Source organism: Phytoactinopolyspora halotolerans (assembly GCF_010550675.1).
GTDB lineage: Bacteria > Actinomycetota > Actinomycetes > Jiangellales > Jiangellaceae > Phytoactinopolyspora > Phytoactinopolyspora halotolerans.
Genome location: NZ_JAAGOA010000001.1, coordinates 301,180 through 316,701, shown reverse-complemented (window position 1 = coordinate 316,701; position 15,522 = coordinate 301,180). Strand labels below are relative to the sequence as shown.

The 15,522-nt window shown below is 67.7% G+C and carries 13 protein-coding genes; 6 read left to right on the top strand and 7 right to left on the bottom strand.

The genetic code is table 11. The features are described from left to right. Window positions 1–70: 70 nt before the first annotated feature. Window positions 71–472, bottom strand: a complete 402-nt coding sequence (locus G1H10_RS01410; protein WP_163731568.1) for a pilus assembly protein CpaE — start codon at window positions 470–472, stop codon at window positions 71–73. Between the two features lie 152 nt (window positions 473–624). On the opposite strand from G1H10_RS01410, the gene G1H10_RS01405 reads away from it, so the two are divergent. Further along, window positions 625–1,251, top strand: coding sequence for a GNAT family N-acetyltransferase (locus tag G1H10_RS01405; RefSeq protein WP_163731564.1), 627 nt, complete (start codon window positions 625–627; stop codon window positions 1,249–1,251). Between the two features lie 12 nt (window positions 1,252–1,263). On the opposite strand, the gene G1H10_RS01400 is transcribed toward G1H10_RS01405, so the two are convergent. Continuing rightward, window positions 1,264–1,878 carry a PadR family transcriptional regulator gene (locus G1H10_RS01400; protein WP_163731561.1) on the bottom strand — a complete coding sequence of 205 codons (615 nt, stop codon included), beginning with the start codon at window positions 1,876–1,878 and terminating at the stop codon, window positions 1,264–1,266. A gap of 209 nt (window positions 1,879–2,087) precedes the next feature. Here G1H10_RS01400 and G1H10_RS01395 point away from each other — a divergent pair, with 209 nt between their 5' ends. The 3 genes from G1H10_RS01395 (at window position 2,088) to arfA (ending at window position 5,806) form a co-directional block, all read left to right on the top strand. Further along, window positions 2,088–3,074, top strand: a complete 987-nt coding sequence (locus G1H10_RS01395; RefSeq protein ID WP_216852772.1) for an ATP-binding cassette domain-containing protein — start codon at window positions 2,088–2,090, stop codon at window positions 3,072–3,074. Then, window positions 3,071–3,946: an ABC transporter permease gene (locus G1H10_RS01390; protein WP_163731555.1), complete on the top strand. Its 876-nt coding sequence runs from the start codon at window positions 3,071–3,073 to the stop codon at window positions 3,944–3,946. Before G1H10_RS01395 ends, G1H10_RS01390 begins: the two co-directional genes overlap by 4 nt. Before the next feature lie 345 nt (window positions 3,947–4,291). After that, window positions 4,292–5,806 (top strand): arabinosylfuranosidase ArfA, encoded by a 1,515-nt coding sequence (gene arfA / locus G1H10_RS01385; RefSeq protein WP_163731552.1) that lies wholly within the window; start codon window positions 4,292–4,294, stop codon window positions 5,804–5,806. Window positions 5,807–5,836: 30 nt separating this feature from the next. On the opposite strand, the gene G1H10_RS01380 is transcribed toward arfA, so the two are convergent. The 4 genes from G1H10_RS01380 to G1H10_RS01365 are packed head-to-tail and all read right to left on the bottom strand — an operon-like array spanning window position 5,837 to window position 11,416. Next, window positions 5,837–8,248: a glycosyl hydrolase family 95 catalytic domain-containing protein gene (locus G1H10_RS01380; protein ID WP_163731549.1), complete on the bottom strand. Its 2,412-nt coding sequence runs from the start codon at window positions 8,246–8,248 to the stop codon at window positions 5,837–5,839. Beyond that, complete coding sequence (locus tag G1H10_RS34355) at window positions 8,209–9,135, bottom strand: carbohydrate ABC transporter permease (RefSeq protein ID WP_216852771.1); 927 nt, start codon at window positions 9,133–9,135, stop codon at window positions 8,209–8,211. The genes G1H10_RS01380 and G1H10_RS34355 overlap by 40 nt, the downstream gene beginning before the upstream one ends. Further along, complete coding sequence (locus G1H10_RS01370; RefSeq protein WP_163731546.1) at window positions 9,132–10,085, bottom strand: carbohydrate ABC transporter permease; 954 nt, start codon at window positions 10,083–10,085, stop codon at window positions 9,132–9,134. The genes G1H10_RS34355 and G1H10_RS01370 overlap by 4 nt, the downstream gene beginning before the upstream one ends. Further along, on the bottom strand, window positions 10,082–11,416 hold the full coding sequence (locus tag G1H10_RS01365; protein WP_163731543.1) for an ABC transporter substrate-binding protein: 1,335 nt from the start codon (window positions 11,414–11,416) through the stop codon (window positions 10,082–10,084). Before G1H10_RS01365 ends, G1H10_RS01370 begins: the two co-directional genes overlap by 4 nt. Before the next feature lie 345 nt (window positions 11,417–11,761). On the opposite strand from G1H10_RS01365, the gene G1H10_RS01360 reads away from it, so the two are divergent. After that, a complete protein-coding gene (locus tag G1H10_RS01360) occupies window positions 11,762–12,958 on the top strand; it encodes an ATP-binding protein (RefSeq protein WP_163731540.1) in 1,197 nt (398 codons plus the stop codon). A 127-nt stretch (window positions 12,959–13,085) separates the two neighbouring features. Here the strand turns inward: G1H10_RS01360 and G1H10_RS01355 are convergent, their stop codons facing one another. Further along, window positions 13,086–14,216, bottom strand: a complete 1,131-nt coding sequence (locus G1H10_RS01355) for a globin domain-containing protein (RefSeq protein WP_163731537.1) — start codon at window positions 14,214–14,216, stop codon at window positions 13,086–13,088. Between the two features lie 844 nt (window positions 14,217–15,060). Between G1H10_RS01355 and G1H10_RS01350 the strand changes: the two genes are divergently transcribed. Continuing rightward, entirely contained in the window at window positions 15,061–15,519 is a 459-nt protein-coding gene (locus G1H10_RS01350; protein ID WP_163731534.1) for an ATP-binding protein, read from the top strand. Window positions 15,520–15,522: the final 3 nt, after the last annotated feature.

Genomic DNA, 15,522 nt, shown 5'->3' with positions numbered 1-15,522 from the left:
GGTAGTGCACGAGAAAACCCACTTCACATGATCATTTAGGGCCGGCGGGGAGCGTTGTTGGGGTGGAGGGTTAGGTGCCGGTGGCGAGGTAGAGGAGGGCGCGGCCGTAGGCCTCGTCGGCCCGATCCGCCTCCCGTGTGACCTCGCGACCGTCGACGTCCAGCACGACGATGTACCGACCGTCCTGACGGACCAGCTGTGAAAAGGTCCCGCCGAGGCGCTCGCGCAGCTGCGCCTCCGTCGGCAGCCACAAGACCTTCTCCTTCTCGATGCTGTCCAGCGCCCACTCCACCGTGCCGTTGAATCCGATGACGCGGCCGGACGGGAAGTCATGGACGTCCACCACCATGGTGCTGACGACGAACACATCGTCGTCCATATCGCGATCCGGGATGATGAAGTGGTCTCCGGCCTGCGGCTCCCATTTCAGGCCCGCGTCCCGGAGCCGGCGAGCGAGATCGACGGAGATCATCCTTCCATTCTGCACCGCCGTGTGGCAGCCTTCCCAAGGCAGACCGGCCCGGGGTGCCGTCGGAAGCGATCACGGGATCCAGCCATCGGGCACGTGCGCCTGGCCCTGACGGTACGCAAAGATGGACCGGACGACGAGCGAGAGGGAGTTCCGTGCACATCAGGTCCTACCGGTCGGGTGACCTGCCCGCGCTTTACGACATCTGTCTGCGGACGGGCGACAGTGGCGAGGACGCCACCGGGCAGTTCGCTGATCCCAAGCTGATCGGCGAGATCTTCGCGGCTCCGTACGCCGCACACGATCCCGGCCTGATCTCGGTGGCCACCGACGACGACGGAGTGGCCGGCTACGTCATCGGGTGCCTGGACACGCTCGCTTTCGAAGACTGGTGCGAGCGCGAGTGGTGGCCGCCGTTACGCAAGCGGTATCCCGAACCCGCCGACGACGACACCAGCCGCGACGCGCGGATGATCCGGATGATCCACGCCCCGGTCCCGACACACCCGCGCCCGTACCTGGAGGTGCCTGCCACGCACCCGTCGCATCTGCACATCGACTTGCTTCCCCGGGCGCAGGGGCACGGCGTCGGCCGGCGGCTGATCGAGCGCCTGTTGGACCAGCTGACGGCGCTGGGGTCGCCCGGCGTGCACCTGGGGGTCTCGGCGCGCAACCACCGGGCGATCGGCTTCTACGAGCGGTTGGGATTCACCCGGCTGGTCGAACCGCCCACCGACCGCCCGCCGGCCGGGTACACGCTCGGGATGAAGCTCCCGCGCTGATTCGGCCTTCCGCTACGGCGCGTACGGGTTCTCCACGCCGTCCGGGAGGGTGTCGACGGAGCGTTCGCCTTCTCCGGCCATCACGTACGCTCCGGCCTCCAGCCGCGCGATCAGCCCACGTGTCCACTCCGCACTGCTGTCGGCGTTGTGCAGCCACAGCCGCATGATCTCGCCGATGTGTCCCCACTCTGGCGGTGGTTCGCCGGGCGACCAGTACGTGACGACCTCGTGCCGCCAGCCTTCGAGCGCAGCGACCCGCTCCTTGAGCAGCGCGATCGCCTCCGCGCGCGGCAGGTCGACGATGAAGCCCACGCCGGAGGTCAGTACGTCGAGCCGCTGATCATGGGCGCGCAACGCCTCTCGTAGCAGGTGCAGGTAGGTGGCGTCACCTTCGGGCGTGAGTTCGTACTCGGTCCGCGGAGGACCGCCGGCCGTACTGGGCGCGGTGTCGAAGGCGTGTAGCCGCCCCTCCTTCGCCAGCTGCTTGAGTGCATGGTAAATCGAGCCGGGCTTCGCGTTGGACCATTGATGCGCTCCCCAGAACTCCAGGTCGTTGCGGACCTGGTAGCCATGGGCGCGCCCGCGCTGACGCACCGCGCCGAGCACCAGCAGCCGCATCACCGACACGCGGATCTCCTCACCGTCACCCCGGGGACGGCCCACCCGTCCTCACGTCCGCCAGCGTATCGAGTGAGCGCGAAACCTGAAGACTACGCCGTCGCCTCCGTGGGCGCGGGGCAACCCTCGTCGCCCACTTTACTCATCAAGTTTGACTAGACCGCCACGCGGGGTATACATTCGAGCGACTGGTCAAATTTGATTAGATGGAGGTGCCAGTGTTCAGTCGAGACGGTACGGACGCCGTCGCGGTCCAGGCGCTCACCAAGTCCTACGGCGACAAGCAGGCACTCGCCGGAGTCGATCTCACCATTCCGCGCGGGGTCGTGCATGGCCTGCTGGGCCCTAACGGCGCCGGTAAGACCACCATGGTCCGAATACTGGCCACGTTGCTCCGGCCCTCGACCGGCCACGCCACGGTAGCCGGCTTCGACGTGCTGCGCGAGCCGGACGAGGTGCGCTACCGGATCGGCCTGCTAGGCCAGCACGCCGCGCTCGATCAGGACCTCAGCGGACGCCAGAACCTGGAACTGTTCGCCCGGCTGTACCACCTGGGTGCCGACGGAGCCCGGGGGCGCACCCGTGAACTGCTGGAACGGTTCGATCTCACCGACGCGGCCGCGAAACCGGTGAAGCAGTACAGCGGCGGCATGCGGCGACGCCTCGACCTGGCCGCCAGCCTGATCACCGCACCGGACGTGCTGTTTCTGGACGAGCCGACCACCGGGCTGGACCCGCGTGGCCGAGCCGAGGTGTGGGATGCGGTGCGATCCCTCGCCGACGGCGGCACGACCGTGCTGCTGACGACGCAGTACCTGGAGGAGGCGGATCAGCTGGCGGATCGGATCTCCGTCGTCCAGCGCGGCCGGATCATCGCGGACGGTACCGCGGACGACCTCAAGGGCCGGCTCGGGGCGGACCGCCTCGACGTCGTGGTCCACGACGCCGCCCAAGTGTCGTCGGCGGTCCCGCTGGTTCAGGCGGCGGCCCAGGCCGACGACGTCGTCGCCGATCAAGACCGCCGGCTGATCAGCGCCCCGGTGACCGATCGGATGTCGGCGCTGTCGACGTCCCTGCGGAGCTTGGAGGACGCGGGGATCGAGATCGAGGACGTGGCGTTGCGGCGTCCCACCCTCGACGAGGTCTTCCTGCACCTGACCGGCGACGAGCCCATTGAACACACCACACCGGAGGTCTCTGCATGAACGACCACCTGACCGTTCCGGGTGACCGGCCGACCCGCACCCGCCTAGCGCCCACCCCCAGCCGCTCGGCGCCCACCTCGGCCGCGCAGCACGTCGCACGATTGCTCGCCGACTCCGCCACCATGGTTCGCCGGGGACTCGCACAATGGGCCCGCACCCCCGGGCAGCTTGTGGTGGGTCTGCTGTTCCCGGTGATGATGCTGGTGATGTTCGCCTACTTCCTGGGCGGCGGCATGGCGGTCGAAGGCGGCGACTACCCGGACTACCTCGTTCCCGGCCTGCTCGCATTGACCATGGCGTTCGGCCTGGAAGAGACGATGGTGACGCTGACCCAGGACATCAACAAGGGTGTACTGGACCGGTTCCGGTCGATGCCGATCGCCGAGTCCGCGATCCTGGTCGGCCGGAGCCTGCTGGATATGCTCAGATCCACCATCGGGCTGCTGATCATGATCGGCGCCGGCCTGCTTGTGGGATGGCGCTGGCACGGCACGTTCGCCGCGGCCCTCGGCGCCGTCGCCCTGCTGCTCCTGCTCCGCTTCGCGATGCTATGGATCGGCATCTACCTCGGGCTGGTCGCCGGCAAGCCGGAGCTGGTGCAGGCGGTGCAGATCCTGGTGTGGCCGGTGGCGTTCCTGTCGAACGCGTTCACCTCCCCGGACACCATGCCCGGATGGATGGGAAGGCTCGCCGAGTGGAACCCGATGTCGGCGACCGCCGGCGCGGTCCGCGACCTCTTCGAGAATCCGAACTGGTCGGCAGGATCGTGGGTCTCGGACAACGCCGTGATGATGGCGATCGGCTGGCCGTTGGCGTTGCTGGCGATCTTCGTCCCGCTGGCGCTGCGACGGTTCGCCGCACTCGGCAAGTGATCCGTCGGCGCAGCCGGCACGACCGGTGGGTCCCAGGCATGGCACGCTGAACGCCTCCACAAACGGCACTGAACGGACGCGAGCACCGTCCCTGAGCGTGCCATGCACGTGCGTTCAGCGTGCCAGGCCTGCGCGGCCGGCCTCAGCGGCATGGCCTGCCGGCCGCGGCCCAGAGGGCACGTGGTCCTCGGGCCACTACTCACCCGGAGCGGCCGCCCCCGGGGGGAAGTGGCCTCGGGCGGCTACTCATCCGGAGCGGGACGATACTTCCGCGGCAGAGACAAGCACGATACTCTGTTAACGCTCACATTACCTATCGATGTAGACCGAGGCAGGAGTTCCCGCATGCTCAACGCGACCGTGACCCTCGACCCGGCGTTCCGGGTCGCACCGGTCAACCGCCGCACGTTCGGCTCGTTCGTCGAACACCTCGGGCGCTGCGTCTACACCGGGATCTTCGAGCCTGACCATCCACTCGCCGACGAAGACGGCCTGCGCAAGGACGTCCTCGATCTGACCCGCGAGATGGGCGTCTCTCTGGTCCGCTATCCCGGTGGGAACTTCGTCTCCGGCTACCGCTGGGAAGACGGCGTGGGCCCGGTCGCGGAGCGTCCCCGGCGGCTCGACCTCGCCTGGCACAGCACCGAGACGAACGAGTTCGGGCTGAACGAGTTCGCCCGCTGGGCCGCCAAGGCGGGCGTGGAGCCGATGATGGCGGTGAACCTCGGCACGCGCGGTGTCCAGGAGGCACTGGACATCCTGGAGTACAGCAACCATCCGTCCGGCACCCGCCTCTCGGACCTCCGGCGCCGACACGGCGTGGCCGACCCGCACGGCTTCGCCCTCTGGTGCCTCGGCAACGAGCTCGATGGACCCTGGCAGATCGGACACAAGACCGCACGCGAGTATGGGCGGCTCGCCGCCGAGACGGCCCGGGCGATGCGCATGATCGACCCGAATCTGGAGTTGGTGGCGTGCGGCAGCTCCAGCTCCAGCATGCCCACCTTCGGCAGCTGGGAAGCCGACGTGCTCGATGAGGCGTTCGACTACGTCGACTACATCTCGTGCCACGCCTACTACCAGGAACACGACGGCGACATGGCCTCGTTCCTGGCCTCCGCGGTCGACATGGACCACTTCATCGGTTCCGTCGTCGCCACCGCGGACTACGTCGCCGCGAAGAAGAAGAGCCGCAAACGGATCGGGATCTCCTTCGACGAGTGGAACGTCTGGTACCAGACCGCGCATCGCGACGCCGGTAACCCGGTCGACTGGCCGGTCGCTCCCCGGCTGCTCGAGGACGAGTACAACGTGGCGGACGCCGTCGTCGTCGGCAACCTGCTCATCTCCCTGCTCCGGCACAGCGACCGGGTCGCCGCCGCCTGCCAGGCGCAGCTGGTCAACGTGATCGGTCCCATCCGCAGCGAGCCCGGGGGCAGCGCCTGGAGGCAGACCACCTTCCACCCGTTCGCCATCACCTCGCGGCTGGCCACCGGCGACGTGCTGCAGGCCGAGATCACCTCGCCGGCGACCGACACGCAGCGATTCGGCGACGTGCCGGTCGTCGACGCGGTGGCGACCTACGACGACGACGCCGGCGACATCTCCGTGTTCCTGGTCAACCGGTCCACCGCGGACGACGTCCAGGTCGACCTGGACGCCCGGGCGATCGGCCCGCGACGCGTGGTGGAGGCCGTCGGCATCCACGGCGACGACCTGTACGCGTCGAACACGGAGACTGCTCCGGACCGCATCACGCCGCAGCCGAACACGTCCGCGCGGCTCGACGACGGTGGCCGCCTGTCCGTCACACTGCCCAAGGCCTCGTGGACCGCGCTGCGCCTGTCCACCACAGCCTGAGCACGCACCGCGCGGCCGGGGCGGACACGATCACGGAACGTACTCCACGACCGTGCCCGCCGGCAGCGTCAGCCGGGTGCATGCATCGCCGTAGACCAGCTCCACCTCGGTCTCGGCCGGCGCACGCAGACCGGCCCGGCGCAGCCGCCCACCGGACCATTCCAGGTCGACCCGGACCGCTTGCCGGGTCCGCAGGCCGCTGACCCGGCCCTCGGCGAGCTCCGGCGGCAGTGCCGGCAGCAGCACGATGCGACCGGTATGGCTCTGCACGAGACATTCGGCGAGCGCGCCGGTGAAACCGAGGTTGCCGTCGATCTGGAACGGCGGGTGCGCGGAGAACAGGTTCGGATACAGCCCGCCCGCGAACTGTCCGCGGGCGGCGCCCGGGACGGCCGGCACCGGACGGAACGCCAACGAGATCAGCTCGGACACATGCGAGCCCTGGCCCAGCCGAGCGCGGAGCGCGAGTTTCCACGCCAAGGACCAGCCGGTGGAGTCCGCCCCGCGCAGGTCGAGAGAACGTCCGACCGCCGCCAGCTGCTCGTCACTGAGCGAGGCCGTCCCGGGATAGGCCGCATACAGGTGCGAGACGTGCCGATGCGCGGGCTCGTACTCGACGCGCTCGGTCTCCCACTCCAGGATCTCCCCGCGGGCGCCGACGGCCGGCCCCGGCAATCGATCTGCCAGCCGACGCACCGTGTGCACGAGATCCGTGTCCTCACCCAGCGTGTCGGCGGCTGCGGAGACGATCTCGAACAGGTCCCGGCACAGCGCCATGTCCATCGCCGACGACGTCGCCACCGCCCGCGGCTCGCCGTCTTCAGCGACGAAATGGTTCTCCGGTGAGACCGACGGCGACGTGGCCCGCGCACCGTCCGGGGTCTCGACCAGCCAGTCGACGAGGAACTCCGCGGCACCGCACAGCAGCGGCCAGATCCGCCGCAACAGCGCCGGTTCTCCGCTGAACTGGTAGGCGTCCCACAGCGACCGGCACAACCAGGGCCCGGCCATCGGCCAGTGCGCCCAGGCCGGGTCTCCGCGCCCCATCCCGACCGGTGACGTGTACGCCCAGGCATCCGAGTTGTGGTGCGCGACCCACCCGCCGGCTCCGTACAGCCGGCGCGCCGTCTCCCGCCCTGCCTCGGCGAGCGCCTCCACCAGGTCGATCAGCGGCTCGTGGCACTCAGCCAGCGCCGTGACCCCCGCCGGCCAGTAATTCATCTCGGTGTTGATGTTCAAGGTGTAGTTGGAACTCCACGGCGGTTGCATCGCCGCGTTCCAGATTCCCTGCAGATTGGCCGGTAGCCCGCCCGGCCGCGACGACGAGATGAGCAGGTACCGGCCGTACTGGAACAGCAGGCCGACCAGGTCCGGTTCGCTCCGCCAGGCATCCGGATCCTGCAGCCGGCGCTCGATCGGGCGGCGCGTCGGCGTCTTCGCGCCGGCCGGCCCGAGCTCCAGCACCACCCGGTCATACAGCGCGCGGTGCGCGGCCACGTGCTCCGCGCGCAGCTCGCCGAGGTCCCGGGCCGCTGCTGCCCGCACGCGCGCGGCGGCCTGCTCGAAGCAGTCGTGCTCGTCCCCCTCGGGCGGGGAACCGATGGCGGTGAATGTCGTCGCGGTCGCGAGGTACAGGGTGGCACCGCCCGGACGTCCGCGGGTGATCATCGCGGCCGCGCCGCGCAGGGCGGCGCCCGGTTCATCCGAGTACGCGACGGGGACCTCGACGTCTTCATGTGTGGGAGCGACGTCCGACGGCAGCTGCACCAGCAGTCCTGCGACGTCCGCACGCTCTGTGCCGCCCAAGCTGCGCAGCGGCGTGGTCAGCGCCGGCACCAGTTGTATCTCGTCGGGATGGTCCGACGCGACGTCGATCACCAGTACACCCGCCGGACGGCTGGCGAAGACGGTGTGGGTCAGGGTGTACCCGTCGACGGTGTATCGGTGCACGGCAACCGCCTGCCCCAGATCCAGCCGGCGACGATACCCACCGGCCGAGCCCGTCCGGACCTGCCGCCCGCCCGCCAGGACCCCGAGCTCGAGGTCGACGAACGGAAGGTAGGCCTGCGTGTAGCGCTGTTGGAGGCGCTTGAGCCGGCGCTCGGCCGCGCCGTGGTCGGCGCGATCGAGAGCTTCCCGGGCGGCGGCGAGTTCCCGCCGTGCCACATCGGCGGAGACCAGGCCACCGGCCGCCTCGCTGCGCGGCGACCCGGACCACGCAGTCTGGTCGTTGATCTGCAGCCGGTCGACACCCGGCCTGCCGAAACACATCGCTGCGATGTGGCCGTTTCCGACCGGCAACGCCTCCAGCCAATGCTCGGCCGGCCGGTCGAACCAGAACGGCGATTCACCGGCCGTCGTCGGACCGGTGACGGCGGCGGTAGCGGAGTGCGGCGAAGCGCTCAGAACCGCACACCCCCAGCGGCCAGCCCGCTGCGCCAATAGCGCTGCAGACCCAGGAAGACCAGCACCACGGGGACGATCGAAACGAGCGCGCCCACCACGGTCAGGGTCTGCAACTCCGGCACCGTGATCGAGGCCTGGCTCCATCCGTTCAGCCCTACCGTCACCGGCATCAGGCTCTGGTCGTTGAGAACCAGCAGCGGCAGCATGAAGTTGTTCCAACTCCCGATGAAGGCGAACAGCAGGATGGTCACCGTGCCGGTGCCCATCAGCCTGCTGCCGATCGACAGGAAGATCCGCCACTCACTCGCGCCGTCCAGCCTCGCCGCCTCCAGGATCTCGGTCGGGATGGACGAGCGGGCGTAGATGAACCCCAGCATCACGCCGAACGGGTACACCAAGCTCGGGATGAGCACCCCGGCGTACGTGTTGTTCAGCCCGATCTCCACCAGCAGTTGGTACGTCGGCTGAGCGAGCACGGTCTGTGGCACCAGCATGCTGCCCATCACCGCGCCGACCACCAGTGCACGGCCGCGGAAGCGGTAGACCGCCAGCGCGTAGCCGCTGATCACGCTGACGAACGTCATCAGGACCGAGCCGACGCCGGAGTAGATGAACGAGTTGAACATCCACCGCCAGAAGATTCCGCCGTCATACGTGCTCAGCCGGGACAGGTTCCCCCAGAGGTTCATCTCGGAGAACCAGAGCCCGGGCGTGGAGAACAGGTCCGACGCCGTCTTGGTGGACGCCACCACCAGCCAGTAGACGGGCAGCATGAAGTAGACCAGAACGCCGATCATGAAGACCGACACGACGGCGACACCGAGTTTCGACGGACGCTCACCGTGGCTGCTCCCGCCACCGCGACGCCGGGTGCGCACCGGCGCGGAGGCAACCCGTTGCTGTTCGACTGCGGACACCGTCACCGCTTCCCTCCTCGACGGTTCGACGCCACGGAGACCGCCACCGAGAGCGCGAAGGTCACCAGGCCCAGCAAGATCGCCATCGCCGAACCCAGGTTGATGTTCCCGCCCTGCGTGGTAGTGGAGAAGATCATCATGTTCGGCGTGTACTCGCTGGAGACGTTGGAGGTGACCGACCGCATCACCATCGGCTCGTTGAACAGCTGGAGCGTGCCGATGACGGAGAACAGCGCGGTCAGGATGATCGCCGGCGCCACCATCGGAATCTTGATCCGCAGTGCGGTGCGGAACTCGCCGGCTCCGTCGATCCGCGCAGCCTCGTAGATGTCCCGCGGCACGGTCTGCAATGCGGAGAAGATGATGATCATGTTGACGCCGGTCACCGACCAGACCGTGACGTTGGCGATCGACCAGAGCACGGTTCCGGGCGCAAGGAAGTCCGGGTCGGCCCCGAGCGAACGCAGCACGTCGACGACGGGACTCACCTGCGGCTGGTAGAGGAAGCCCCAGAGCAGTGCGGCTACGACCGCCGGTACCGCGTACGGCAGGAAGACGCTCAGCTGGAGGAACCGCTTGAACCGCACGGCGGCGGAGTCGAACAGCAAGGCCAGCGTGAGCGCCAGGGCGAGCATGACGGGCACCTGCACGACGCCGTAGAGCAGGACCCGGCCGAGGCCCGCGAGAAACTCCGCATCGGTCAAAGCCTCGGTGTAGTTGGACAGGCCGGTGAAGACGGTCTCACTCGCGGAGCCGAATCCCAGACCACTGCGCCGGACGGTGTGCAGGCTGTTCCAGATCGCCAGCCCGATCGGCACGACCAGGAAGCCGATGAACAGCAGCACGAACGGCGCGAGGAAGACGTACGGCGCGGTCCGTTCGCCGCCCCCGCCGCCGCCGCGCAGACGGCGGCGGGGGCGGGTACGGCTTGCCGTGGATGCGGTGGCCGCACTCACTTGACGCTGAGCCCTTGGTCACTCAGGCGCTGAACGGTGTTCTCCTGGGCCTCGTCGAGGACCTCGCTGAACGTGGTGCTGCCGTTGGCCACCTGCGCGAAACCGTCCAGCAGGTCGTTCTGGATCAGTTGGTATCCAGGACCTTCCTGGTTATCGCCGGGCACCCGAAGCGCCGCCTCCTTGTAGACCTCGAGGATCTCCTGGCCGCCGAAGTACTCGTCCGGCTGTACCAGTTCCTCGTTCTCCAGGCCGATCTTGGCCGCCGGGAAGATGCCGCCGCCGGTGACCAGGTGGTCGACGCCCTCCTCGGAGCTGTTCAACCACGTGATGAACGCGGACGCGGCCTCAGGGTGCTCGGCACCCGCCATCACCGCCGTCACGGCACCTCCGGTGTCGCCTGCGGCGTCCGAGCCTTCGAAGACCGGCCCCGGTGCCACGGCCCACTGCCCGGTCAGGTCAGCGGCGTTCTCCTTCAGCAGGGCGGGGAACCATGCGGCGTAGGTGATGGTCGCGATGTTGCCGTTGTTGATGTCGGCCCAGTACTCGGGCGTCCACATCTGCACGGTCTTGACCAGCTCTTCGTCGACCAGCGTCTGCCATTTGTCCGCGACCTGCCGGCCGGCCTCGTCGTTGATCGACACCGTCCAGGAATCACCGTCGATGCCGAACCAGCTCCCGCCGGCCTGCACCATGTCCTGGTACCACAGGCCCATCTCGTTCGGAGAGAACTGACCGATGTACACGTCTGGATCGGCCTGCTGCAGTTTCCGCCCGGCCTCGACGTACTCGTCCCATGTGGCCGGCACCTCGATGCCGTGTTCATCGAAGATGTCGGTGCGGTACATCATCGCCGCAGGACCGCTGTCCTGGGGAAGGCCGTAGATGGCGTCGGCGAACTCGACTGCCGCCCACGAGCTCTCCGTGAACAGATCCTCGGCATCCGCGACGTATTCGCTGATGTCGATCACGCGCTCGTTGATCACATAGTCCGGAAGCTGATGCTGACTCATCTGTGCGATGTCCGGCCCGGTGCCCGCGTCGACCGCGGACGGGATCTTGTCACCGTCGTCGCCGGTCATCCTTGTGAAGTTGACCTGGATGTCTGGGTTCGCCTGGTTCCACTCCTCCACCGCGGCCTCAACATCAGGAACCCAGCCCCAGAACTCGAGCGTCACCGGCCCTGAATCACCGGCTGCTGCCTGGCCTTCGTCGTCATCATCCGATCCGCAGGCAGCCAGCGCCAGGGCCGCGGCCGCGACCACGGCTGTCACACCGGCATACCGGCGGGATGGGTGGCCCGCGCGCGTGGTCGCGCTCGTGAGGCGTGCCATAGGTGACGTCCTTTCGTTGACATCGGCGTCGGTCGAAGCGCTTCGACGTTCGGCACTCCAGAACATCGGACGTTTCGAGGGGTTCAGGCCGATTCAATCACGGAAGCCTCCGTCAGTTCCATCCCAGTCATAGGATGTCTACGAAACGTGCTGGTAACGCTCCCAAACAACCTCACCCACTGCCGCTTGTGCGCCGCCACTGCTGCAGTCGAGGAGCGGAGTCTGGGGGAGTATAGCGTCATCTAGCTCAGCGACTAGAGAAGCGAAGAAATATCGAGCGGCACGACGATGCCCCAATCTAGAGCGGTCTAGCGCCTGGACTAGAAAGCCCGATAACATCCGACAATGGATCCGGTACGCAACCCCTATGCGCCTGGCGCAGGTCAACGCCCACCCGAACTTGCGGGCCGCGACCGCGAACTGCAGCAGTTCGATGTGGTCCTGGAACGGATCGCACGCGGCCGGCCGGAGCGGTCGCTCGTGCTGACCGGCCTGCGCGGAGTCGGCAAGACGGTTCTGCTGAATGCGCTGCGGTCACAGGCGATCCGGCGATTGTGGGGAACCGGCAAGATCGAGGCACGGCCGGATCAGTCGATCCGTCGACCTCTGGCCAGCGCTCTGCACATGGCCGTACGGGAGCTCACACCCCGGCACCGTGACCCCGAGCAGGTCGACCAGTTTCTCTCCGTCCTGAAGGCGTTCGCCCTCAAGTCCGCGGCTGACGGCGCCAAGCTTCGCGATCGCTGGCATCCGGGGATCGACGTGGCCGCCGCCTCCGGCCGTGCGGATACCGGCGACATCGAGGTCGATCTGGTCGAGTTGCTCGTCGACGCGGCCGGGGTCGCGCGGGATGTCGGCGTCGGCATCGCCGTGTTCGTCGACGAAATGCAGGACATCCCGCCGACGGATGTCTCCGCGCTCTGCGCGGCGTGCCACGAGCTGTCGCAGCAGGCATTGCCGCTGGTGGTGGTGGGCGCCGGCCTGCCCCATCTGCCGGCCGTGCTGTCAGCCTCCAAGTCGTACTCGGAGCGGCTGTTCCGGTATGTGCGGATCGACCGCCTCGACCGGGACGCCGCCGACCTCGCACTGGTCGCGCCGGCCGCCGAGGAAGGCGTGGAGTACGAGCAGGAGGCGCTCGACGCGCTGTACACCGCTACCGAGGGTTACCCGTATTTCGTCCAGGCGTACGGCAAGGTCACCTGGGACCATGCTCCGGCCGTGCCGATCACGGCGGACGATGTCCGGGTCGCCGCCCCGGACGCCGAGGCGGAGCTGGCGGTCGGGTTCTTCGGCTCCAGGTATGAGCGCGCGACGCCCGCCGAGCGGGAGTACTTGCAGGCGATGGCCAGCCTGTCCGGAGAGGTCGACGGGACGGTCGCGACCTCGGACGTCGCCGTCCAGCTCGGCCGCAAACCGTCCTCGTTGTCCCCCGCACGCGACTCGCTGATCAAGAAGGGACTGATCTACTCCGCAGAGCGCGGAACCATCGCCTTCACCGTCCCACACTTCGGCATCTACCTGCGTCAGCACGCCACCACCTAGGCGCCAGAGGCGGCTTGGACGTCCGCTACGTGTGTCTACCGCCGTATAAGCGTGAGACTAGATACGACTAGAGGGCGCGAGAACGACCTCAAACGGCGGCCACGGAGCTGGCCGTCGAGCGTCCGGCTTACCAGGTGCCGTAGTCGTCGCAGACGATCTGCTCTTCGGGAATCTGCTGCTCTCGAAGCCGATCCAGGGCGGCCTGCACCATGCGGGTAGGCCCGGCGAGGTAGACGTCATGCTCCCGCCAGTCCCCGTATGCCGAGACGATGTTGCCCATCAGATCCGGACTGCGGTCTTCCGGCCCGTCCGGGGACACCACCGGCACCACGGTCAGGCGCCGGTAGCGCACGCCGATCGACTCCAGATGCGGCAACGCGTACAGGCTGTCGCGGTCACGCCCGGCATAGAACACGTGCACCCGGCGTCCATCCAGGCGTTGCTCCAGTTCCTGGAGGCCAGAGAGGATGGGAGCGATCCCAACACCGCCCGCGATACAGAGCAGGTCACGCTCCGACCGCGGATTGGCCAGGTCGAAACCCTGTGGTGCGCCGAGCCGCAGCACATCTCCGGCCTCGGTCCGCCACACCAGCGCACTGCTGACCCAGCCCGCACCGACGGCACGCACGTGGAACTCGACCAGGCCGTCGTCCCGAGGCGCCGAAGCCATCGAGTAAGCACGCCACATCTTCGGGCGCCGGGGCGACATCACATAGGCGTACTGACCCGGACGGTACGGATAATCCGTGTGTGGCCTGGCCTGGATGATGGCCAGATCATCAAGCAGGCGACGATGGAAGACGACCTCGGCATCCCACCATGCCGGCGAGATGACGGCGTCTCGCTCGGCGCTCTCCGCCATGATCATCGCCATCGTGTCGTACGCCTGAATCCAGGCCTTCTCATGCCGTTCGGTCCATTGCTCGCCGAGCTCCTGCCGGAAGGCGAGGACCAGGGCGGATCCCAGCGGTGCGTAGTGCTCCGTGATCACGCCGAACTTCCGGTGGTCCCGGCCGAGTCCCTCCAGGTAGGCGACCAGGTCCTCGCGGTTCTCGGCACTTCCGACGATCCGGATCAACGCCGAGACCAGTCGAGAGCGCTGCGTCTCCATGCTGGCGGGAAAGAGGTCGCGGAGCTCCGGATTACTGGCGAAGAGGTTGGCGTAGAACCGCTGGGCAAGCTGGTCATGACGGCCGTCGGCCAGGGTGATCGTGGCCCGCAGCGCAACCGAGTCGAATCCCAGCGGATGGCTGGGCACCGGGTGAAGTCGGGCCGGCGCATCAGTGGTTTGCTGTGACTCGGGCACCGGCCCTTCGGGCTCGGGTGGCGACGTCAACTCACCTGCCTCGTATTCCGCAGCGGTTTCCACCGCATTCGGTACCGCCGCGAGCGGCCCATTGGACTGCTCATGACTAACCCCATTGACTGTGCCGTCCGACCACGGGTGTTCCGCACCCCTGTGGGCTGGATGGGAAGCAACCATACCGTTGCCGACCTGCGGCGCGTCACCACCAAAGCGATCTCCGTCGACACGCGTGTTCTCGTCGGCAGGACTCGCCGGCGCCAGGCCGGGCGCACCCGGCTCCGACCCCTCTGCCGCGGCATCCTCCACATGGCGTGCCGTGGTTTCCCGTTTCCCCGCTGTCCGGGAGTGAGTCCACATCGTCATCCTCTCCGCCCCGGTGCTTAACCTAGCGCCCAACCCCCCGGTTACGTAAGGATGCTGTGAGGTCTGCGGGACATATGTAGGCGATGAGGGCATCGCGGATGGACAAACGGCATCGCCATGCCGGTCGGCGAGAAACCTGGATCCGCAGGTGAGCCGGTACTTTGAGAGCCTTTGGCAGCCGTCGCCGCCGACAACTATTTTCTTGTACAAAAAGTCGATGACCGTCTCAATATGCGGAAAGGTTGCTTCCGGCAATCTCGACAAAGTGGTCATTGTCACTATTCTTCTCAGATCAGATGGCACGCGCTGTACCCGTGCTACAGATGCAACTGTCTTCGAACAGTGCGCCTCTTGAGGTTTGACCGGACCGCTGAGCGGGCACCAATGCACACGGACGGCAGCGCACATCGACAGCTCGAAGGGAGGCGCACCAGTGCCTCAGACCGCGACCGCCTACCGCTCGGCCGAACCGACCCAGGCACGCGCCCTCGAGCTGGGAAACGTCGTCAGCAGCGTACCCAAGGCCCGCCATGCGGTGGCCGCGGATCTCCATTCCGTTGGGGTGCCGCAAAGCGTGCTGGACAACGTGCTGCTCGTCGTCACCGAGCTCGTCTCGAACGCGATCCTGCACGCCAAGCCGATCCAGCTCAGCGAGGCAGAGGTCGGGGTGATTCTGCGGTGGACGGTGAGTGATCGGCACGTGCTCATCGACGTGACGGACGGCGGCAGCGCGGACACGCCACGCGTCAAGCGGCCCGAGTCCGCCGAACCAGAAGGGCGCGGTCTGGCCATCGTCGAGGCCGTCGCGCGCAACTGGTCCGTCCGTTCCGCCGACGATCGGGTGACCGTACAAGCCGTCGTCGGGCCGTGGGAGCCGGGTAACGCGAGTTAGTCT

Excerpts from the sequence above, each read along its gene's own strand:
- G1H10_RS01360 (WP_163731540.1), top strand. The coding sequence starts at position 11,762 with ATGGATCCGGTACGCAACCCCTATGCGCCTGGCGCAGGTCAACGCCCA.
- G1H10_RS01410 (WP_163731568.1), bottom strand. The coding sequence starts at position 472 with ATGATCTCCGTCGATCTCGCTCGCCGGCTCCGGGACGCGGGCCTGAAA.
- G1H10_RS01365 (WP_163731543.1), bottom strand. The coding sequence starts at position 11,416 with ATGGCACGCCTCACGAGCGCGACCACGCGCGCGGGCCACCCATCCCGC.
- G1H10_RS01390 (WP_163731555.1), top strand. The coding sequence starts at position 3,071 with ATGAACGACCACCTGACCGTTCCGGGTGACCGGCCGACCCGCACCCGC.
- arfA (WP_163731552.1), top strand. The coding sequence starts at position 4,292 with ATGCTCAACGCGACCGTGACCCTCGACCCGGCGTTCCGGGTCGCACCG.